The organism is Ureibacillus sp. FSL K6-3587, from assembly GCF_038593165.1.
Taxonomy (GTDB): Bacteria; Bacillota; Bacilli; order Bacillales_A; family Planococcaceae; genus Ureibacillus; species Ureibacillus suwonensis.
Window position 1 is genome coordinate 983029 of sequence record NZ_CP151969.1, and the last position, 16703, is coordinate 999731.

The window sequence follows — 16703 nt, forward strand, 5'->3', positions numbered from 1 at the left end:
AACCTTTGAACTGGATAACCTTTTATTTTTACTCCCTTTTCCGTACGGCCAATGTCTTCACTTTATGGGTCAATCCCATGACAGCCGGCATAAATGATGGAAGCATCACCAAACTTAACATTACCAATCCAACAATCACAATGACCGCCACTTGGATTAACGTGACGATGCCTGAAGGAAGCAATGCCGCAAATGTGCCGCCTAAAATGATGGCTGCCGATAGGACAACCCCTCCAATTTGTTTCTCTGCGTCAATTATCGCTTCATAACCTTTATCCGCATTTTCAAAGTATCGCATCATCAAGAAAATACTGTAGTCGACCCCAAGGGTAACAATCATGATAAAGCTGAAGAACGGCACATTCCAGCTGAAAGTGTCTTGTCCTATCACATGTTCACTGATGAATTCGGATGCTCCCAAAGCGGTGAAATATGCAATGACAAGGGATGCGATAATCAATAATGTCTGCCAGAAAGATCTTGTGATGATTAATAATACAAAAGCAATACCGATTAACATGATGGTGATGGTTCTCGCAAAGTCTCCTGTTGAGACATTTTGCAAATCCACGTTTTGAGCGGATTTTCCGCCCAACGCCACTTTCGCATCACTGAAACTCAACCCTTTGACAGTCGCTTTTACTTGTTCGTCAATATCTTTCAAAATGGACATCGCTTCTTTTGAGTACGGATTGACATCCAAAATAATATTGATTTTTGTTGTTTGGCGATCATCCGACATATACAGATCCAAGCTTTGCTGGAATTCTTCCCCCTCCAACACTTCTTGAGGGATATAGAAGACTTCATCGGATGCGGATGTCAATTCTGATAAATAATCCTGGGCATCCACAAGGCCATTTTTGATTTGTGATAAACCTTCCGCACTTTGGGATAAACCGGATTGCAAATCGCCCATTTTATCCTGTAATGCCGTCAATCCTTGCTGCAATTGCCGCTGTCCTTCGTTTACAGCCTTCAAGCCGGATTGCAGTTGATTTGTGTTCTCAACAATCGCGGATGTCCCTTTTGCGCCGGATTGTAATCCATCGGCAAGGGTAGAAGCGCCGGATTGCAATTGCGCAACGCCTTCTTCCATTTTTTTCAACCCGTTTGTAATTTGAGCCATGGAAGCATTGGCTGCCTGGAAAGATTTCAATGCTTGATCATATTTCGGGGTAATGGATTTAAGCTGGCCCAACAACGCTTCTGTCTGGGCTTTTCCTTGTTCTGCCATTGTGATGGCCTGCTTGATATTTTCGTCTGAATTCAGCCCGGGATTTGTTGCCACCGCCGCCTTCAGTGATTGTTGGATGGCAGAAAAGCTGCTATAACTTTGTTCAACGGCCTTTGAAATCGTTGAAAATACGTCCGCAAAGGAACCGAATCCTTTCTCCAATTCTTCATAGCTATTTTTTAGCATCGTTGCCCCTTGGCGCAACTCCCGAATATTATCTATTAAAGCGGATAAACCATTGCTGATTTCCTCCGCTCCTTGCGCCCCATCCTTCAATCCTTGGGAAACCCGGCTCAAGGCGATATTCAGCTGGCCGACGCCTTGTTCCATTTCTTCCGTGCCGTCGATCAGCTGTTGCACGCTGTCAAATTTGCTTTTGTCCACTTTGCCTAATTCCTGGTCCGCTTCGGATAATCCTCCGTGAATTTTAGAAATCCCTTCTTCTGCTGTACCAAGTCCCTCTGTTAATGTATTCACTTGATCCCGTACATATAATTCTTTAATTTTTTCTCCGGCAGGGCGTGTGACCGAATATACTTCCGATACCCCTTCCACCTTGGAAATGGCTTCTGTCAATTCATCAATATCCTGCAAAGCTTTTTGTGTCGCAAGAGGTTCATCGGAATGAATCATCAAATAGGAGGGAGCCGAAAAACCGGCTGGGAAATGGTCCTCTATGACTTTAATTGCTTGCTTCGATTCATATTTATCATTAATTTCCACTAAATCGTTATAGTTCAGCTCCCCTGAATTGGAGATAATGAACGGTATGCAGATTACCGCAATAATTGCAATAGCGGAAAGCGGTCTGTACAATGAGAATTTCGATAAAACTTTCCATAGTTTGTTCTCTGGATGGCCATTTACCTGTTTGGCTGGCCAGAACATTTTGAAACCGAGCACTGCCATGAAAAATGGATTCAAAGTAATGAGCACCAGCAAAAGCACGGCCACCCCGATGGCCACAGCGGAAGTCGCCCGATACAATTGGAACTCCGCCAAATATAAAGCCATAAACCCGATAAACACGGCAATGCCGCTGTAAATGACCGTCTTTCCCGCAGTGCGGTAAGTTTCGGTAATCGCTTTTAATATATGGCCGCCTTTGCTGACCTCTTCTTTGAACCGATTGTAAAGAAGAATATTGTAATCCGTACCGATACCAAACAAAATGACAACGATGAATACTTGCGTAAAGTTTGAAAACGGAAAATCAAAGTGTTCCACCAACTGTGTCACAATACCAAGGGAAACGATATAGGCGACCCCCACTGTAATGAGCGAAATGAACGGCACAATCGGGGAACGGAATACAAGGACCAATACAATCAGGATGAAAACAACAGCAATAATCTCCGTCTTTTTAATTCCATCCTGGGACGACTTCGCAAAATCATCCAATACGATATCCGTACCTGTAAAGTAAGCATCGACTGTTTTTGTATCCGCCAGTTTCCTTAATTGCTGCGCAACTTCTTCCACCGTCCCGGCATTCTGATCCACAGCAATTTGCGTTAAAATCGTCGTGCCATCTTCCGAAACAAGCTGTTTTTCTGTTTCTTCACTGTCGTTATAAGCTAAAATACTAGTAATACCAAGTTCATCCCGCTGTTCTTTGAAATCCTCGATGATTTTATCTATTTCTTTTTTCTGCTCATCCGTCAATTTTTCTTTGCTATTAAATACGGCAATAAATTGATAGTTTTCCTTGCCGTCCGTCTCCATCCCGGTTTGCAAATTCTTTGCGATGGTGCTCTGAACATAGGCAGGCATTTCAACCTGTCCTTTTCCCGAACCAATATATCTAAATTTGGCATGGTTATTAGCATAATAATAGAAATAACGAGCCAAAAAATAAAGGATGCAGTTCGAACATTGAGCCACTCCCTCAATTTCAAACTATCAAACTCCTTTCCCAATCGTTTTTTGAAAATCATTAAATTTCTAATAATAAAACTATCATGAAACAGCGGAACCGAACATAGACAATAATCCGCCATTTGTTTAAAATAAGCAAATTCCGGAGGGCAATGATATGAAAAATTCGAAAAAACTTCTTTCCAATTCCTTAAAAGAATTAATGAAGAAAAAGCCTGTCGAACAAATTTCCATCCGCGAAATTGCGGAATTGACCGGGCTGAATAGACAAACCTTTTATTATCATTTTGAAGATATTTACGATCTGATGAGGTGGACTTTCCAACAGGAAGCTCTCGTTCTGATTGATGCCCATGAAAGCGCAAAAGTGTGGCAGGAAGGATTGCTGCAACTGTTCCATTATTTGGATGAGAACCGCGATATTTGCTTGTGTGCACTGCAATCGTTGGGCCGTAAACATATTAAACGATTTTTCTATTCGGATATTCATAACATCATTCATCGGGTGGTTCATGAATTCGGAATGAAACTCCATGCCCAAGAAGAATATGTATCTTTTCTGTCCCATTTCTTTACATTGGCTCTGGGTGCCGTTGTTGAAAGCTGGCTGAATGGAGAGCTGGAACAGACTCCAGAGGAACTCATAGCAATGATCGATTTATTCATCCAAGACCAACTGCGGGGGGCGGAGCAAAGAATTGCGGCAAAAAAACAAATAAAACCCGTATTGTAGAATAAATAATACTTTTCGACAAAAAATATAATCCATCATATATAATGAAGTAGATGAAGCCTGCTAAACCAGGGGAATGTTCGTTCTCGCGCTTCAGTACACTCTTTAAGGGGGGATTTTCTATGAGTAAGACATCAAAAGAAATAATTGAAATCACTGAAAAATATGGCGCCCGGAATTATAAGCCGCTGCCGGTTGTCATCAGTGAAGCGGAAGGAGTTTGGGTAAAAGACCCTGAAGGCAATGAGTACATGGATATGCTTTCCGCTTATTCCGCCTTGAACCAGGGCCACCGTCATCCAAAAATTATTCAAGCATTAAAAACGCAAGCAGATCGGGTGACATTGACTTCCCGGGCCTTCCACAACGACCAACTTGGACCTTGGTATGAGAAGTTATGCAAAATAACGGGAAAAAATATGGTTTTGCCGATGAACACCGGTGCTGAAGCCGTCGAATCAGCCATTAAAGTGGCCCGCCGCTGGGCTTATGATGTGAAAGGCGTGGAAGAAAACAAGGCCGAAATCATTGGCTGCACAGGCAATTTCCATGGGCGCACAATACTTCCGGTTTCCCTTTCTTCAGAGAAGGAATACCAACGGGGTTTCGGCCCATTAATTCCCGGAATCAAACTGATCCCATACGGGGATATAGAATCGCTCAAAAATGCCATCACGCCAAACACAGCGGCTTTTATCGTGGAACCGATCCAAGGAGAAGCGGGGATTGTCGTTCCGCCTGAAGGATTTTTAAAAGCAGCGGCGGAGCTTTGTAAACAGCATCATGTGCTATTGATCGCAGATGAAATTCAAACCGGCCTCGGACGCACCGGAAAAATGTTCGCCTGCGAGTGGGAAGAAGTTGTGCCGGATGTTTACATTCTGGGAAAAGCGCTCGGCGGAGGGGTTTTGCCAATTTCGGCAGTGGTGGCAAACGACGATATTTTAGGCGTATTAAATCCAGGTTCCCATGGTTCCACATTTGGAGGAAACCCGTTGGCATGCGCAGTTTCCATCGCATCACTTGAAGTGATCGAGGAAGAAAAGTTGGTGGAACGTTCGCTGGAGCTGGGGCAATATTTCAAAGGGGAACTATTGAAAATCAAATCCCCTGTCATTAAAGAAGTGCGAGGGAAAGGATTGTTTATCGGTGTTGAACTTCATGAACCTGCACGTAAATATTGTGAACAGCTGATGGAGAAAGGATTGTTATGCAAGGAAACCCATGATTTCGTCATTCGCTTTGCTCCCCCACTAATTATCACAAAAGAACAACTGGATTGGGCGTTGGAACGGATTAAAGAAATTCTTGAGTAAGCAGGAAAACAACCCGAAACTTCATGCGGCATTAAATCGAGTAGGAGGGAGCGATTAACTCCCGTCCTCTCACACCACCGTACGTACGGTTCCGTATACGGCGGTTCAATTAAGATCATTGACGCAAGTTTTCATAACGAGCTTCAAGACTTTTCAGCCCTTGGTTTCTCCAATAGGAGTTACCAAGGGTTCTGTGTAATATTGGACTTTTTGAAATACGCCAATAACTCTTCCGAGTATTTCCCCATTCATACGCTTGCCATTGTGGTACGCCAAGTTGAATAAGGTTGCGCATCTTTGTTTTCGGTTTCTTCCAGTTCTTCCATAGACACATTCGAAGTCTTCTACGAATCCATTTATCTAATTCAAGGAATGTAGATTTGGTGTCTGCTAACGCAAAATATCCACACCATCCCATTAGATATTGATTCAGTTTCTGAATGCGGTATTCCATCGGGTAGGGCATCTTGCGTGATGTGATTTCACGAACTTTATTCTTCATTCGTTTAAGGCTTTCTTTTGCGATACGAACCTTTGGCTCTTTATGATAGGTAAAGCTAAATCCTAGAAACTTACGTTTCCATGGACGGTCGACCGCTGATTTCTTTTCATTTACTTTCAGTCGTAGTTTTCCTTCAATGAATCGTTGAATGCTTGCCATTGTGCGAAGTCCTGCTCGTTTACTTTTCACGTAAATGTTACAGTCATCCGCATATCGAACGAATTTGTGTCCTCTTCTTTCCAATTCTTTATCTAGTTCATCTAGTACAATATTAGACAGTAGCGGACTTAATGGTCCTCCTTGTGGAGTTCCTTCTAATGTGCTTGACACCACACCATTTATCATGACTCCCGATTGTAAATACTTACGAATCAATTTCAGTAATGGTTTATCTTGGATTCTCTTCGCGAGTGTACCCATTAATCTGTCATGGTTGACCTTATCAAAGAATTTCTCCAAGTCCATATCTACAACCCATCGATATCCATCTCTTATATATTCTTTCGCTTTCCTCACCGCATCATGAGCACTTCGGTTTGGTCGAAATCCGTAGCTGTTTTCAGAGAATGTAGGGTCATACACTTTTGAAAGTACTTGGGCGATTGCTTGTTGAATCAAACGGTCTGTTACGGTAGGGATTCCTAGTAAACGAGCACCGCCATCAGGTTTCGGGATTTCGACTCTGCGGACTGGCATCGGTTCATAAGTTCCCTTGAGAATTGCTTCTTTAATCGATAGCCAGTTTTCAACTATGTGCTGTCGTAGGTTTTGTACGGGCATCATATCTACTCCGTGGCTTCCTTTATTCTGTTCTACACGTTTTAGTGCTTGAAGCATGTTCTCCCGTGACAGGATTTGATTCAAAAGCATCGTTATTCTCCTTCCGTGAATAGCTGTTCTCTTTATGCCAGTGGTCACTCCACCCTCCAAGAGGTCCCCCACGGGATTCACCGCTTCCTTCCTCAAGTGAGGTACTACGTTTTCTGTGTTCATCATGACTCACTGAATGCCAAGGGCTATTCTCTCTTAATTGTTCAGTCCTTCTTAGTTGTTCTAGACCAACTAATACTATGACCTCTGCTGACTTCTGACGGTTCAGCTACTTATCACTAAGTAGGTTATGAAGCGTACTTCACCTATCCGCCAGACCTCCCCGGGTAAGTACATGCACTTTCACACCATCTATCCGCCTCATTTACTCGATATGACCTTCGACAGAAAGAGCTTTGTTTTGTTTCGCAAACTCACTCAATCATACCTAGCCTTATATGAGGTTCGTGTTCCTCGGACCGGTGTTTTGCCTCCAGCTTCCTTCAGATTCCGCGTCACCACGGACACCCTTGCTCTTGGCTAACCTCTACTTCTGTCTTCGGGGTTCGGGACTTACACCCTATAGTTCATGTACATGCCGGGCGCACGAAAAGGATAGATGCACAGGAGGAATACCCGTTTGCATCTATCCTTTCTTATTAATCCTTTTTTCCAAATCGCCATTGTTGAAACTGCCCGTAACTGACCATTGGTACATATAAGATCAAAAATCAGCGCGCCCAATTTTGAATTTCCATTGATCATTCGATATAGTAAAGGTACAAAAGTGAGGGATGAAGATGATTCAATCGCTTTACGTTTCCGGATACAGACCCCATGAGCTGGGCATTTTCACCAAAAAACATCCGGGCATTCAAGTGATTAAAAAAGCAATCGAACATGAATTGAGAACTTTGATTGATGAAGGACTGGAATGGGTCATCATCAGCGGACAACCAGGTGTGGAAACATGGACTGCGGAAGTCGTGATTGAATTAAAAAAAGCATTTCCCCATTTAAAATATGCCGTCATCTCTCCTTTTTTGGAAATGGAGAAAAACTGGAATGAAGAAAAGCAAGCCGAATACGCTTATATTCTGGGCAAAGCCGATTTTGTGACGAGTGTTACAAAAAGGCCGTATGAAGCCCCTTGGCAATTTGTTGAGAAAGATAAATTCATCATCCAAAACACCGATGCTTTATTGCTTGTCTGCGATGAAGAACATGAAGGATCCCCGAAATATTTGAAAAGGCTTGTGGAAAAATATATGGAGCGGAATGAATATGAGCTCTTGACCATCACTTCTTACGATTTGCAAACCATTGCCGAAGAAATGCAAAGAGCGGAGTGGTAAATTTTCATCATTTATTTTGAATTCCCTGTTGACTTTTCAATTGATAATGATTATCATTATCGTAAAGAAAAAATTCCGAGCTGTACCCCCAAAAAATATCTCGGAAAAGTATTTTCCAAATTATTTTCTCCAACTATGTCTATATCCCCCTATATGAATAGACATTTCTAGGCTGCAACTGACTGGCATGTTGCAGCCAAATTTCTATTATGGATTCTCTTTTTGGGTTAAAATACAGATACCAACCAATTATATTGATAAAGGAGTTGTATCAAAGATGGAATACCGTATTGAAAGAGATACGCTTGGAGAAGTACGTGTTCCGGCTGATAAAATTTGGGGTGCACAAACCCAACGCAGTAAAGAAAACTTCCAAATCGGCACAGAAAAAATGCCGAAAGAAGTGATCCGCGCCTTTGCCATTTTAAAAAAATCCGCAGCACTCGCCAATAAAAAATTAAATAAACTGTCACCTGCCAAAGCAGATGCCATCATTACAGCAGCTGATGAAATTCTTGAAGGCATATGGGATGACCAATTCCCGCTTGTGGTTTGGCAAACAGGAAGCGGTACCCAATCCAACATGAATGTGAATGAAGTCATTGCCCACCGCGCAAATCAGCTATTGGAGGAACAAGGCTCTTCTGAAAAAGTGCATCCAAATGATGATGTCAATATGAGCCAAAGTTCCAACGACACATTCCCGACCGCATTGCATATCGCCGCTGTTCAAATGGTGGAAGACTATTTACTTCCTCGGTTAGAACTATTGAAAAATACATTAAAAGACAAATCTGAGGCTTTCAAAGATATTATCAAAATCGGCCGCACCCACTTGCAAGATGCAACACCTTTAACGCTTGGGCAAGAAATCAGCGGCTGGCACTACATGCTTGAACGTTCCGAAGAAATGATTAAACAAAATACGGAGTACTTAAAAAGCTTGGCCATCGGTGGTACAGCCGTTGGTACAGGCATCAACGCCCATCCGAAATTCGGCGACATGGTGGCGGAAGAAATCAGTAATCTCACCGGCAAAAAATTCGTTTCTTCTCCAAATAAATTCCATGCGTTGACAAGCCATGATGAAATCGTTGCAGCTCATGGCGCATTGAAAGCATTGGCAGTGGATTTAATGAAAATTGCCAACGATGTAAGATGGCTTGCCAGCGGTCCTCGCAGCGGCATCGGCGAAATTACGATCCCTGCCAACGAACCAGGAAGCTCCATCATGCCTGGCAAAGTAAACCCGACGCAATCCGAAGCATTGACAATGGTAGTTACCCAAGTGGTGGGTAACGATGCAACAATCGCCTTTGCAGCCAGCCAAGGCAACTTTGAACTGAACGTATTTAAACCGGTCATTATTTATAACTTCCTGCAATCAGCACGATTGCTTGCAGATGCCATGAAATCCTTTAACGACAAATGTGCAGTCGGCATTGAACCTAACCATGAAGTGCTTAAACGCAACTTGGAAAACTCTTTGATGCTTGTAACGGCCTTGAACCCTTATATCGGCTATGAAAATGCGGCAAAAATTGCGAAAAAAGCCCATGCGGAAGGAACAACATTAAAAGAAGCAGCTCTTGCCCTAGGTTTATTAACCGAAGAACAATTCGACCAATATGTGGATCCAAAGAAAATGATTTATCCAAATGCTTAATCCCCCATCCCTTGACATAACCCAATCGAGTAGGAGGGAGCGATTAACTCCCGTCCTCTCACACCACCGTACGTACGGTTCCGTATACGGCGGTTCAATTAAGATAATTGACGCAAGTTTTTATAACTTCCGTGAATAGCTGTTCTCTTTATGCCAGTGGTCACTCCACCCTCCAAGAGGTCTCCCACGGGATTCACCGCTTCCTTCCTCAAGTGAGGTACTACGTTTTCTGTGTTCATCATGACTCACTGAATGCCAAGGGCTATTCTCTCTTCATTGTTCGGTCCTTCTTAGTAGTTCTAAACCAACTAATACTATGACCTCTGCTGACTTCTGACGGTTCAGCTACTTATCACTAAGTAGGTTATGAAGAGTATTTCACATATCCGCCAGACCTCCCCGGGTAAGAATGTAATCTTTCCTTCCATCTATCTGCTTCATTTACTCTGTACCACCTTTGGCAGAAAGAGCTTTGTTTTGTTTCGCAAACTCACTCAATCATACCTAGCCTTATATGAGGTTCGTGTTCCTCGGACCGGTGTTTTGCCTCCAGCTTCCTTCAGATTCCGCGTCACCACGGACACCCTTGCTCTTGGCTAACCTCTACTTCTGTCTTCGGGGTTCGGGACTTACACCCTATAGTTCATGTACATGCCGGGCGCACGAAAAAGCCGGCGGAACTTTTTCCGCCGGCATTTTTTCTTTATTCTTCCACAGTTGTTGCGGCCACTGTTTTCGCTTTTTTCGGACCAACCATATTAAATAAAATGTTTAACACGATGGCAGATAAAGAACCGCACACAATTCCATTGGATGTTAAAATGGACAGGCTCTCTGGCAATACTTCGAAAATATTCGGAACAAAGGCAACCCCTGCTCCAAGAGCAACTGAAATCGCAACAATCATTGTATTTTCCGGTGATTTTAATATTTCAGGAGCCAGCATCGTAATCCCTTGCGTCAACACCATTCCAAACATGGCAAGCATGGCCCCGCCTAAAACTGATGTTGGAATAATGGTTGTGAGCGCTGCAATTTTTGGTAAAAAGCCTAATGCAACTAACATAACGCCCGTAATAACGATGATTTTTCTTTCCTTCACCCCTGTCATTTTGATAAGTCCCACATTTTGGGAGAAGGTTGTATATGGAAAGGCGTTAAAAATTCCTCCGATAATGGATGCCAATCCTTCTGAACGATAACCGCGGGCTAAATCTTCTGCCGAAATCTGCTTTTTCTCAATATCCCCTAATGCAAAATATACGCCACTAGATTCCACCAATGACACCATCGCAACAAGGGTCATCGTAATGATGGAAGCTAAATCAAAGGTTGGTGTGCCAAAATAAAATGGCTGAACCATATGAAACCATCCTGCTTCTTTGACAGGTGAAAAATCCACTTTCCCCATAAACATACCTACAATTGTTCCAAATACTAATCCTAATAATATGGAGATAGAACGGATAAAACCTGTGGCAAAACGATAAATCAATAAAATCATGAATAGTGTTATCATCGCTAAAGCAATGTTGGACGCTGAGGCAAAATCTTCAGCCCCTTGTCCGCCGCCCATATTATTCATTGCCACTGGAACTAGGGAAATCGCAATAATGGTTACAACAGAACCTGTTACGACAGGAGGGAAAAATTTTACTAACTTTCCGAATACTCTTGATATAAAGATAACAATCAGCCCTGAAGCAATGATGGAGCCGTAAATGGCGCCGATTCCTTTACTTTGGCCAATTGATATAATCGGGAATACGGCTGTAAAAGTACATCCTAATACAACAGGCAATCCAATCCCAAATACTTTCCCTCTCATCACTTGCAGCAATGTAGCAACCCCGCACATCATAATGTCAATTGCGACTAAGTATGTCATTTGCTGCTCATCAAAACCTAATGACCCCCCAATAATCAATGGCACCAATATCGCACCTGCATACATGGCCAGTAAATGCTGTATTCCTAGAGTTATAGCTTTTCCATTTGTCATGAAATGATGTTCCTCCTCAAAATCATTCAACAATCGATTATTCAGCAAATTCAATCGTGTTATTTTTCAAAGACTTGATAATGGCTAAAGATTCCACCCGGACACCTTGTTCTCTCAGCATTTTTCCGCCATTTTGGAACCCTTTTTCTATCACGATGCCTACCCCGACTACTTTGCATCCGGCCTGCTTCGCAATATCCAACAATCCCTTTACCGCTTCTCCATTTGCCAAGAAATCATCAATGATGACCACATTATCGTCAGGAGATAAAAAGTCTTTGGAAACGGATATTTCATTCGTTTCTCTTTTCGTAAAGGAATACACTTGCGAAGTATACAAATCTCCGGATAGAGTCAAAGATTTCTTTTTGCGGGCAAATACGACCTGTGCACCAATCGATAACCCCAACATGGTTGCAGGTGCGATGCCGGAAGATTCAATCGTTAATACCTTTGTTATCACTTCATCTTTGAAACGGTTGGCAAATTCTTCCCCGATTTCTTTCATCAACAGCGGATCAATTTGATGGTTCAAAAAAGAATCCACTTTCAGCACTGTATCCGAGAGCACTTTCCCCTCTTTTAAAATCTTTTCTTTCAATAGATCCATTAAAGAATCTCCCTTTCGTCATTCCTTGATAATAAAAAACCCGAAAGACCTTTCCTATGAGGAATAAGCCTTTCGAGCCGATCGAAAGCACATAGACTTGTGCATATGTACTGCATCCGACAAATCTAATACTATCCCCTCATAGTCGACTTATTTACGGTAAGTCGGTAGAAACTTGCGAGCCATATTCCCGCGATTATATGAGTGCGATATTATTTATTTTTGAATGTTTATAATTATAAACACGTCAATTGTCGAATGCAAGATATTTCTATGAAAAAACACCCTTATTATTCGGAAATTACTGCAAATTTAGCCAACAGGCAATCAAATTGTTCGTATTTTCTGTTTTTTCAAAAGGTTCACAATAGACGGCCAATGGTTTCTTTCAACGTACCAAAAGCCGCCCCTTCTTTCCCGAAGTAAGACATATTGCGGCACACAAGTATTTTCACATTTTCCCCTTCTTGAAGGGGCAATTCCGCAACAACCCCTGATTGCTCCAGTTCCTGCACATTGCCTGTATCAAAGACATCCGCTTTATGAATCAAACGGTCATGAAAGTTTTCCCTGAATTCATCGAAAGCCTTTGAACCCTCAATGATAAGGATTTCCGGCGAGAATTCATAAAGCACTTGTTCAAACAATTTTTTCCCTGCAAGATAGCGAAAATGATTTTCTTTTTTCATTTGTTTAAATTGCTTATAATCTTCCGCCATAAAACCATTCACGTTCGTCAGCACGACGTTTTCATTGAATATTTTTTTCATCCATTGGGCAAAATTCAAACTTCCCTTATATTCCCTTGAAGCGTTGAGGATTTCAAGCCCATTTAATTGTTCAAACAGCTCCCCATCCACCAATGAATCGGCGTATATTTTTGCATCTTCCAAATCAAAATAAGCAAGGGATTCCGGATATAGTCCAACTAAAAACACTTTCGACTTATAGGGGTTCCCGTCCACTTGAAATGGCCGATACTTTATTTCTTCTGAGAGCCCGTCTGCAATCCACTCGTTAATTTTTCTAAAAAAACCCACTGAGACCGTCATTTTTTCCCATCCTTTACCAATCTTTTCATCCTTTTGACTTCTTCACGTTCTCCCGTTCCAACTACCCGGTTTATATGGATGAGTACTGTCTACTCATGTTTTTCAACATCCAATTTGCATTCCTCAAGGGGGATGATTTTGGTTTTATGTTTTATCTTATACCCCAACCATAGGATGATAAACAGCGGAAGCCCAATATATGAAACGGCAATGCCATGCCAGTCGATTGTCCCGATAAAGGCGCGATAATTTTGTCCGATGATGACAATTAAACATAAAATTAACGCAAACAATGACCCGAATGGATATACCGGCGATTTATAAGGCAAATCTTTCAAGTCTCTCCCCTGTTTTATATAGGCTTTCCGGAAACGGTAATGGCTGATGGCGATCCCTACCCATGCAATGAAACCGGATAATCCGGAAGCGTTTAATAACCATATATATACAACTCCATCTCCAAAAAAGGAAGATAAAAAAGCCAAACATCCTACCGCCAGAGTGGCAAGCAACGCATAAATCGGCACTCCACGTCCATTGATTTTGGCAAAAAGTCTTGGCGCCTTTCCATCAACCGCCAATTGCCACAACATGCGGGAAGAGGCATATAAACCGGAATTCCCCGCCGATAGCATGGCGGTTAAAATGATGGCGTTCATCACCGATGCGGCAAAAGCGATTCCCAATTTATCGAACACTAGCGTAAATGGGGAAACGGCCACATCTTCGGATAATAGGCGTGAATCTGTATAAGGGATCAATAAGCCGATTGCAAGGATGGCCAAAATATAGAACAATAATATGCGCCAAAAAACGGATTTTACAGCTTTCGGAATATTTTTCCCGGGTTCTTCCGTTTCACCGGCTGTAATCCCCAATAATTCCGTCCCTTGGAAGGAAAATCCCGCTGCCAAGAAAATCCCCACTACCGCTAGAAACCCGCCGTTAAACGGGCCGTCGCCAATGAAGAAATTGGACAAACCCACTTGTTCTTCCCCAATGATCCCAAAAACCATTGAATAGGAAGTGATAATAAAGATGATGACCGTTGCCACTTTAATCATGGCAAACCAATATTCACTTTCGCCGTACACATTGACGGATAGAATGTTGAAAGTTAACACGACCGCAATAAAAAGAATGGTCCAAAGAAAGGATGAACTGTCCGGAAACCAATATTTCATAATTAAATTGACCGCTGAAATTTCCGCGGCAATGGTAATGGCCCAGTTATACCAGTAGTTCCATCCCATCGCAAATCCAAAGGCGGGATCCACGAAATTTGACGCATATGTACTGAATGAACCGGAGGAAGGCATGTAAGCCGCCATTTCTCCCAAACTGGTCATTAAAAAGAACACCATCACTCCGATGAGAGCATAGGCCACCAATGCTCCACCCGGTCCCGCTTGCGCAACGGAAGCGCCGCTTGCGAGAAAAAGGCCCGTCCCAATCGTTCCTCCTAAGCTGATCATGGTTATGTGCCGGCCTTTTAAGCCCCGTTTCAGTTGTTTTTGATTATCTGTCTCTTTCTTCATGATGAATCTCCTTTGAGTCAGTTAATTCATTCCATTTTTTCTTACCTAATTTATTTTCCAAGCATTCCTCTATAAAAATTTACAATTGGAAGTTATTATTATTTTTGTATCCATTCATAAAGGCACTTTATTAATATAACATTATTTTTGTTATTTTGAATTTTTGGAGGTTTATTATGAAGATTGAACGGGAATACCCCACTAAAAAAATTCACTTTACTTTTGCGACTTTTCTTTTTTTCATTGCCATCATCTTTTTCGCAACAACCGTAAGGACTCCGATCACAGGTGTAGGCACCATCATTTCATATATTCGTGAAGATTTGGGCATTTCAAATACGTTGGCAGGTTTTTTGACAACCATTCCGCTTCTCGCCTTTGCCACCGTTTCTCCCTTTGCGCCAAAGATTGCGCGCAAATTGGGCATGGAGTATACACTGTTTTATTCTTTAATTCTTTTGTCCATCGGGATCCTGATACGATCCATCGGAACCATCAGCTTATTGATTGTGGGCACGGTTTTGGTCGGCGTCGCCATTTCTTTCGGAAATGTTTTATTCCCAAGCTTTTTCAAAGCAAAATATCCGTATCAAGTGGGCTTATTGACAGGCATTTATACGGTGGCAATGAATATATCGGCAGCTGCATCCCTCGCCTTCAGCCAACCGGTTGCGGAGCTCACCGGATGGCAAGGGGCTCTCGGTTGTACCGTTCTGTTCGGTTTGCTCACAATGATCGCTTGGATTCCGATTCTTAGAGGCGAACGAATCGGCAAAAGCGAATCCGGGCAAAGTCAAAAAGGCGGAAAGAAAATTTGGCAATCCCCTCTCGCTTGGGCGATTGCGATTGCCATGGGCATGCAATCTTTATTGTTTTACTGCTCCACTGCCTGGATTCCGGAAATCTTGGTATCACAAGGATTCAGTCTGGAAAAGGCCGGTTTAATGACTTCGATATTTCAACTTTCCCAAATGCCGATGACGTTTTTCATTCCTATATTAGCGGAAAAACTGTCATCCCAGCGGCCAATTGTCTATTTCTTCACAATTTGTTACCTTATCGGTTTCAGCGGACTGCTCTTTCAATGGACAAAAGGTGCAGTTCTTTGGATGATTTTGTTGGGATTTGCGGCAGGCGCCTCTTTCGGCCTTGTATTGATGCTCTTTACTTTGCGCACCAGAAATGCGTATGAAGCTTCCGAAATTTCCGGGTTTGCCCAGTCTTTTGGCTATTTGATCGCAGCGGTCGGTCCCGTGTTGTTCGGGTTCATTCAGGAAATCACGGGAAGCTGGACTGTGCCAAACATCATCTTTATGGCAACATCCCTTATTTTATTTGTTTTTTCCTTCATCAGTGCAAAAGAACGGTATATTTAACAAACGCAAACATACGTACCCTTTTTATGGTACTATATATGATAAGTATGGTAGTAAGGGGTAAAGACTGTTGGCAAAAAGAACGAAAAGGAAAAATAAATTCAGAAAGACTTTGTTTCGGCTTTTACTGATCGGTGTTGCCTGCATCGGTTGGTACTATACAAAATCTTTGAAAGGCACGCTGATTACCTTAGGGGTATTTCTGCTCACCTTTTTTCTTATAAAAATATGGTGGAAAACAAGACGGGTTTTGCGTCTTCGAAAAGCGGGTATAAAACAAATAGATGAAATGTCCGGCGAAGAGTTTGAAGAGTATTTGGGGATGCTCTTTAAAAAGCGTGGATTTAAAGTGGCCTATACAAAAAGTTCAGGAGATTATGGCGCCGATCTTATTTTGCAAGATCGGGAAAGTACGATTGCCGTCCAGGCAAAAAGATATTCCGGTACGGTGGGTGTAAAAGCGGTCCAAGAAGTGATCGGCGCTTTAAAAATGTATGATGCGACGGAAGCCTGGGTGATTACTAACAGCTATTTTACAAAACAGGCTCAAAAATTGGCGGAATCCAATGATGTTTACTTGATTGACCGGGATGAATTAATTGAAATCATTTTAGATTCCAAATAATGG

Annotated in this window: 12 protein-coding genes, 1 pseudogene and 1 riboswitch; of the genes and pseudogenes, 6 read left to right on the forward strand and 7 right to left on the reverse strand. The window is 42.3% G+C overall.

What is annotated here, in order from left to right; all coding sequences use genetic code 11:
- Positions 1-28: 28 nt before the first annotated feature.
- Positions 29-3174: pseudogene (locus NSS77_RS04815) on the reverse strand (MMPL family transporter).
- A 98-nt stretch (positions 3175-3272) separates the two neighbouring features.
- On the opposite strand from NSS77_RS04815, the gene NSS77_RS04820 reads away from it, so the two are divergent.
- Together NSS77_RS04820 and NSS77_RS04825 are read left to right on the forward strand one after the other, a co-directional pair.
- Positions 3273-3848 (forward strand): TetR/AcrR family transcriptional regulator C-terminal domain-containing protein, encoded by a 576-nt coding sequence (locus NSS77_RS04820; RefSeq protein ID WP_342470633.1) that lies wholly within the window; start codon positions 3273-3275, stop codon positions 3846-3848.
- A 122-nt stretch (positions 3849-3970) separates the two neighbouring features.
- Positions 3971-5164 (forward strand): ornithine--oxo-acid transaminase, encoded by a 1194-nt coding sequence (locus NSS77_RS04825; RefSeq protein ID WP_342470634.1) that lies wholly within the window; start codon positions 3971-3973, stop codon positions 5162-5164.
- 115 nt (positions 5165-5279) lie between these two features.
- Here the strand turns inward: NSS77_RS04825 and ltrA are convergent, their stop codons facing one another.
- Positions 5280-6536, reverse strand: coding sequence for a group II intron reverse transcriptase/maturase (ltrA, locus tag NSS77_RS04830; RefSeq protein ID WP_342471184.1), 1257 nt, complete (start codon positions 6534-6536; stop codon positions 5280-5282).
- A gap of 740 nt (positions 6537-7276) precedes the next feature.
- Here ltrA and NSS77_RS04835 point away from each other — a divergent pair.
- Together NSS77_RS04835 and fumC are read left to right on the forward strand one after the other, a co-directional pair.
- Entirely contained in the window at positions 7277-7831 is a 555-nt protein-coding gene (locus tag NSS77_RS04835) for a DUF1273 domain-containing protein (protein ID WP_342470635.1), read from the forward strand.
- Positions 7832-8108: 277 nt separating this feature from the next.
- Positions 8109-9497, forward strand: a complete 1389-nt coding sequence (gene fumC, locus NSS77_RS04840; RefSeq protein ID WP_342470636.1) for a class II fumarate hydratase — start codon at positions 8109-8111, stop codon at positions 9495-9497.
- A gap of 98 nt (positions 9498-9595) precedes the next feature.
- On the opposite strand, the gene NSS77_RS04845 is transcribed toward fumC, so the two are convergent.
- From NSS77_RS04845 to NSS77_RS04865, 5 genes are all read right to left on the reverse strand, one after another.
- A complete protein-coding gene (locus tag NSS77_RS04845; RefSeq protein ID WP_342469131.1) occupies positions 9596-9739 on the reverse strand; it encodes a hypothetical protein in 144 nt (47 codons plus the stop codon).
- Positions 9740-10200: 461 nt separating this feature from the next.
- A complete protein-coding gene (locus NSS77_RS04850) occupies positions 10201-11499 on the reverse strand; it encodes a nucleobase:cation symporter-2 family protein (protein ID WP_342470637.1) in 1299 nt (432 codons plus the stop codon).
- A 37-nt stretch (positions 11500-11536) separates the two neighbouring features.
- On the reverse strand, positions 11537-12109 hold the full coding sequence (locus NSS77_RS04855) for a xanthine phosphoribosyltransferase (RefSeq protein ID WP_342470638.1): 573 nt from the start codon (positions 12107-12109) through the stop codon (positions 11537-11539).
- Positions 12110-12231: 122 nt separating this feature from the next.
- Positions 12232-12333: riboswitch (purine riboswitch) on the reverse strand.
- Positions 12334-12471: 138 nt separating this feature from the next.
- A complete protein-coding gene (locus NSS77_RS04860) occupies positions 12472-13161 on the reverse strand; it encodes a hypothetical protein (RefSeq protein ID WP_342470639.1) in 690 nt (229 codons plus the stop codon).
- Between the two features lie 89 nt (positions 13162-13250).
- A complete protein-coding gene (locus tag NSS77_RS04865; RefSeq protein ID WP_342470640.1) occupies positions 13251-14699 on the reverse strand; it encodes an amino acid permease in 1449 nt (482 codons plus the stop codon).
- 176 nt (positions 14700-14875) lie between these two features.
- Here NSS77_RS04865 and NSS77_RS04870 point away from each other — a divergent pair, with 176 nt between their 5' ends.
- Positions 14876-16075 carry an MFS transporter gene (locus NSS77_RS04870; protein ID WP_342470641.1) on the forward strand — a complete coding sequence of 400 codons (1200 nt, stop codon included), beginning with the start codon at positions 14876-14878 and terminating at the stop codon, positions 16073-16075.
- Between the two features lie 70 nt (positions 16076-16145).
- A complete protein-coding gene (locus NSS77_RS04875; protein ID WP_342470642.1) occupies positions 16146-16700 on the forward strand; it encodes a restriction endonuclease in 555 nt (184 codons plus the stop codon).
- The last annotated feature ends 3 nt before the right edge of the window (positions 16701-16703 follow it).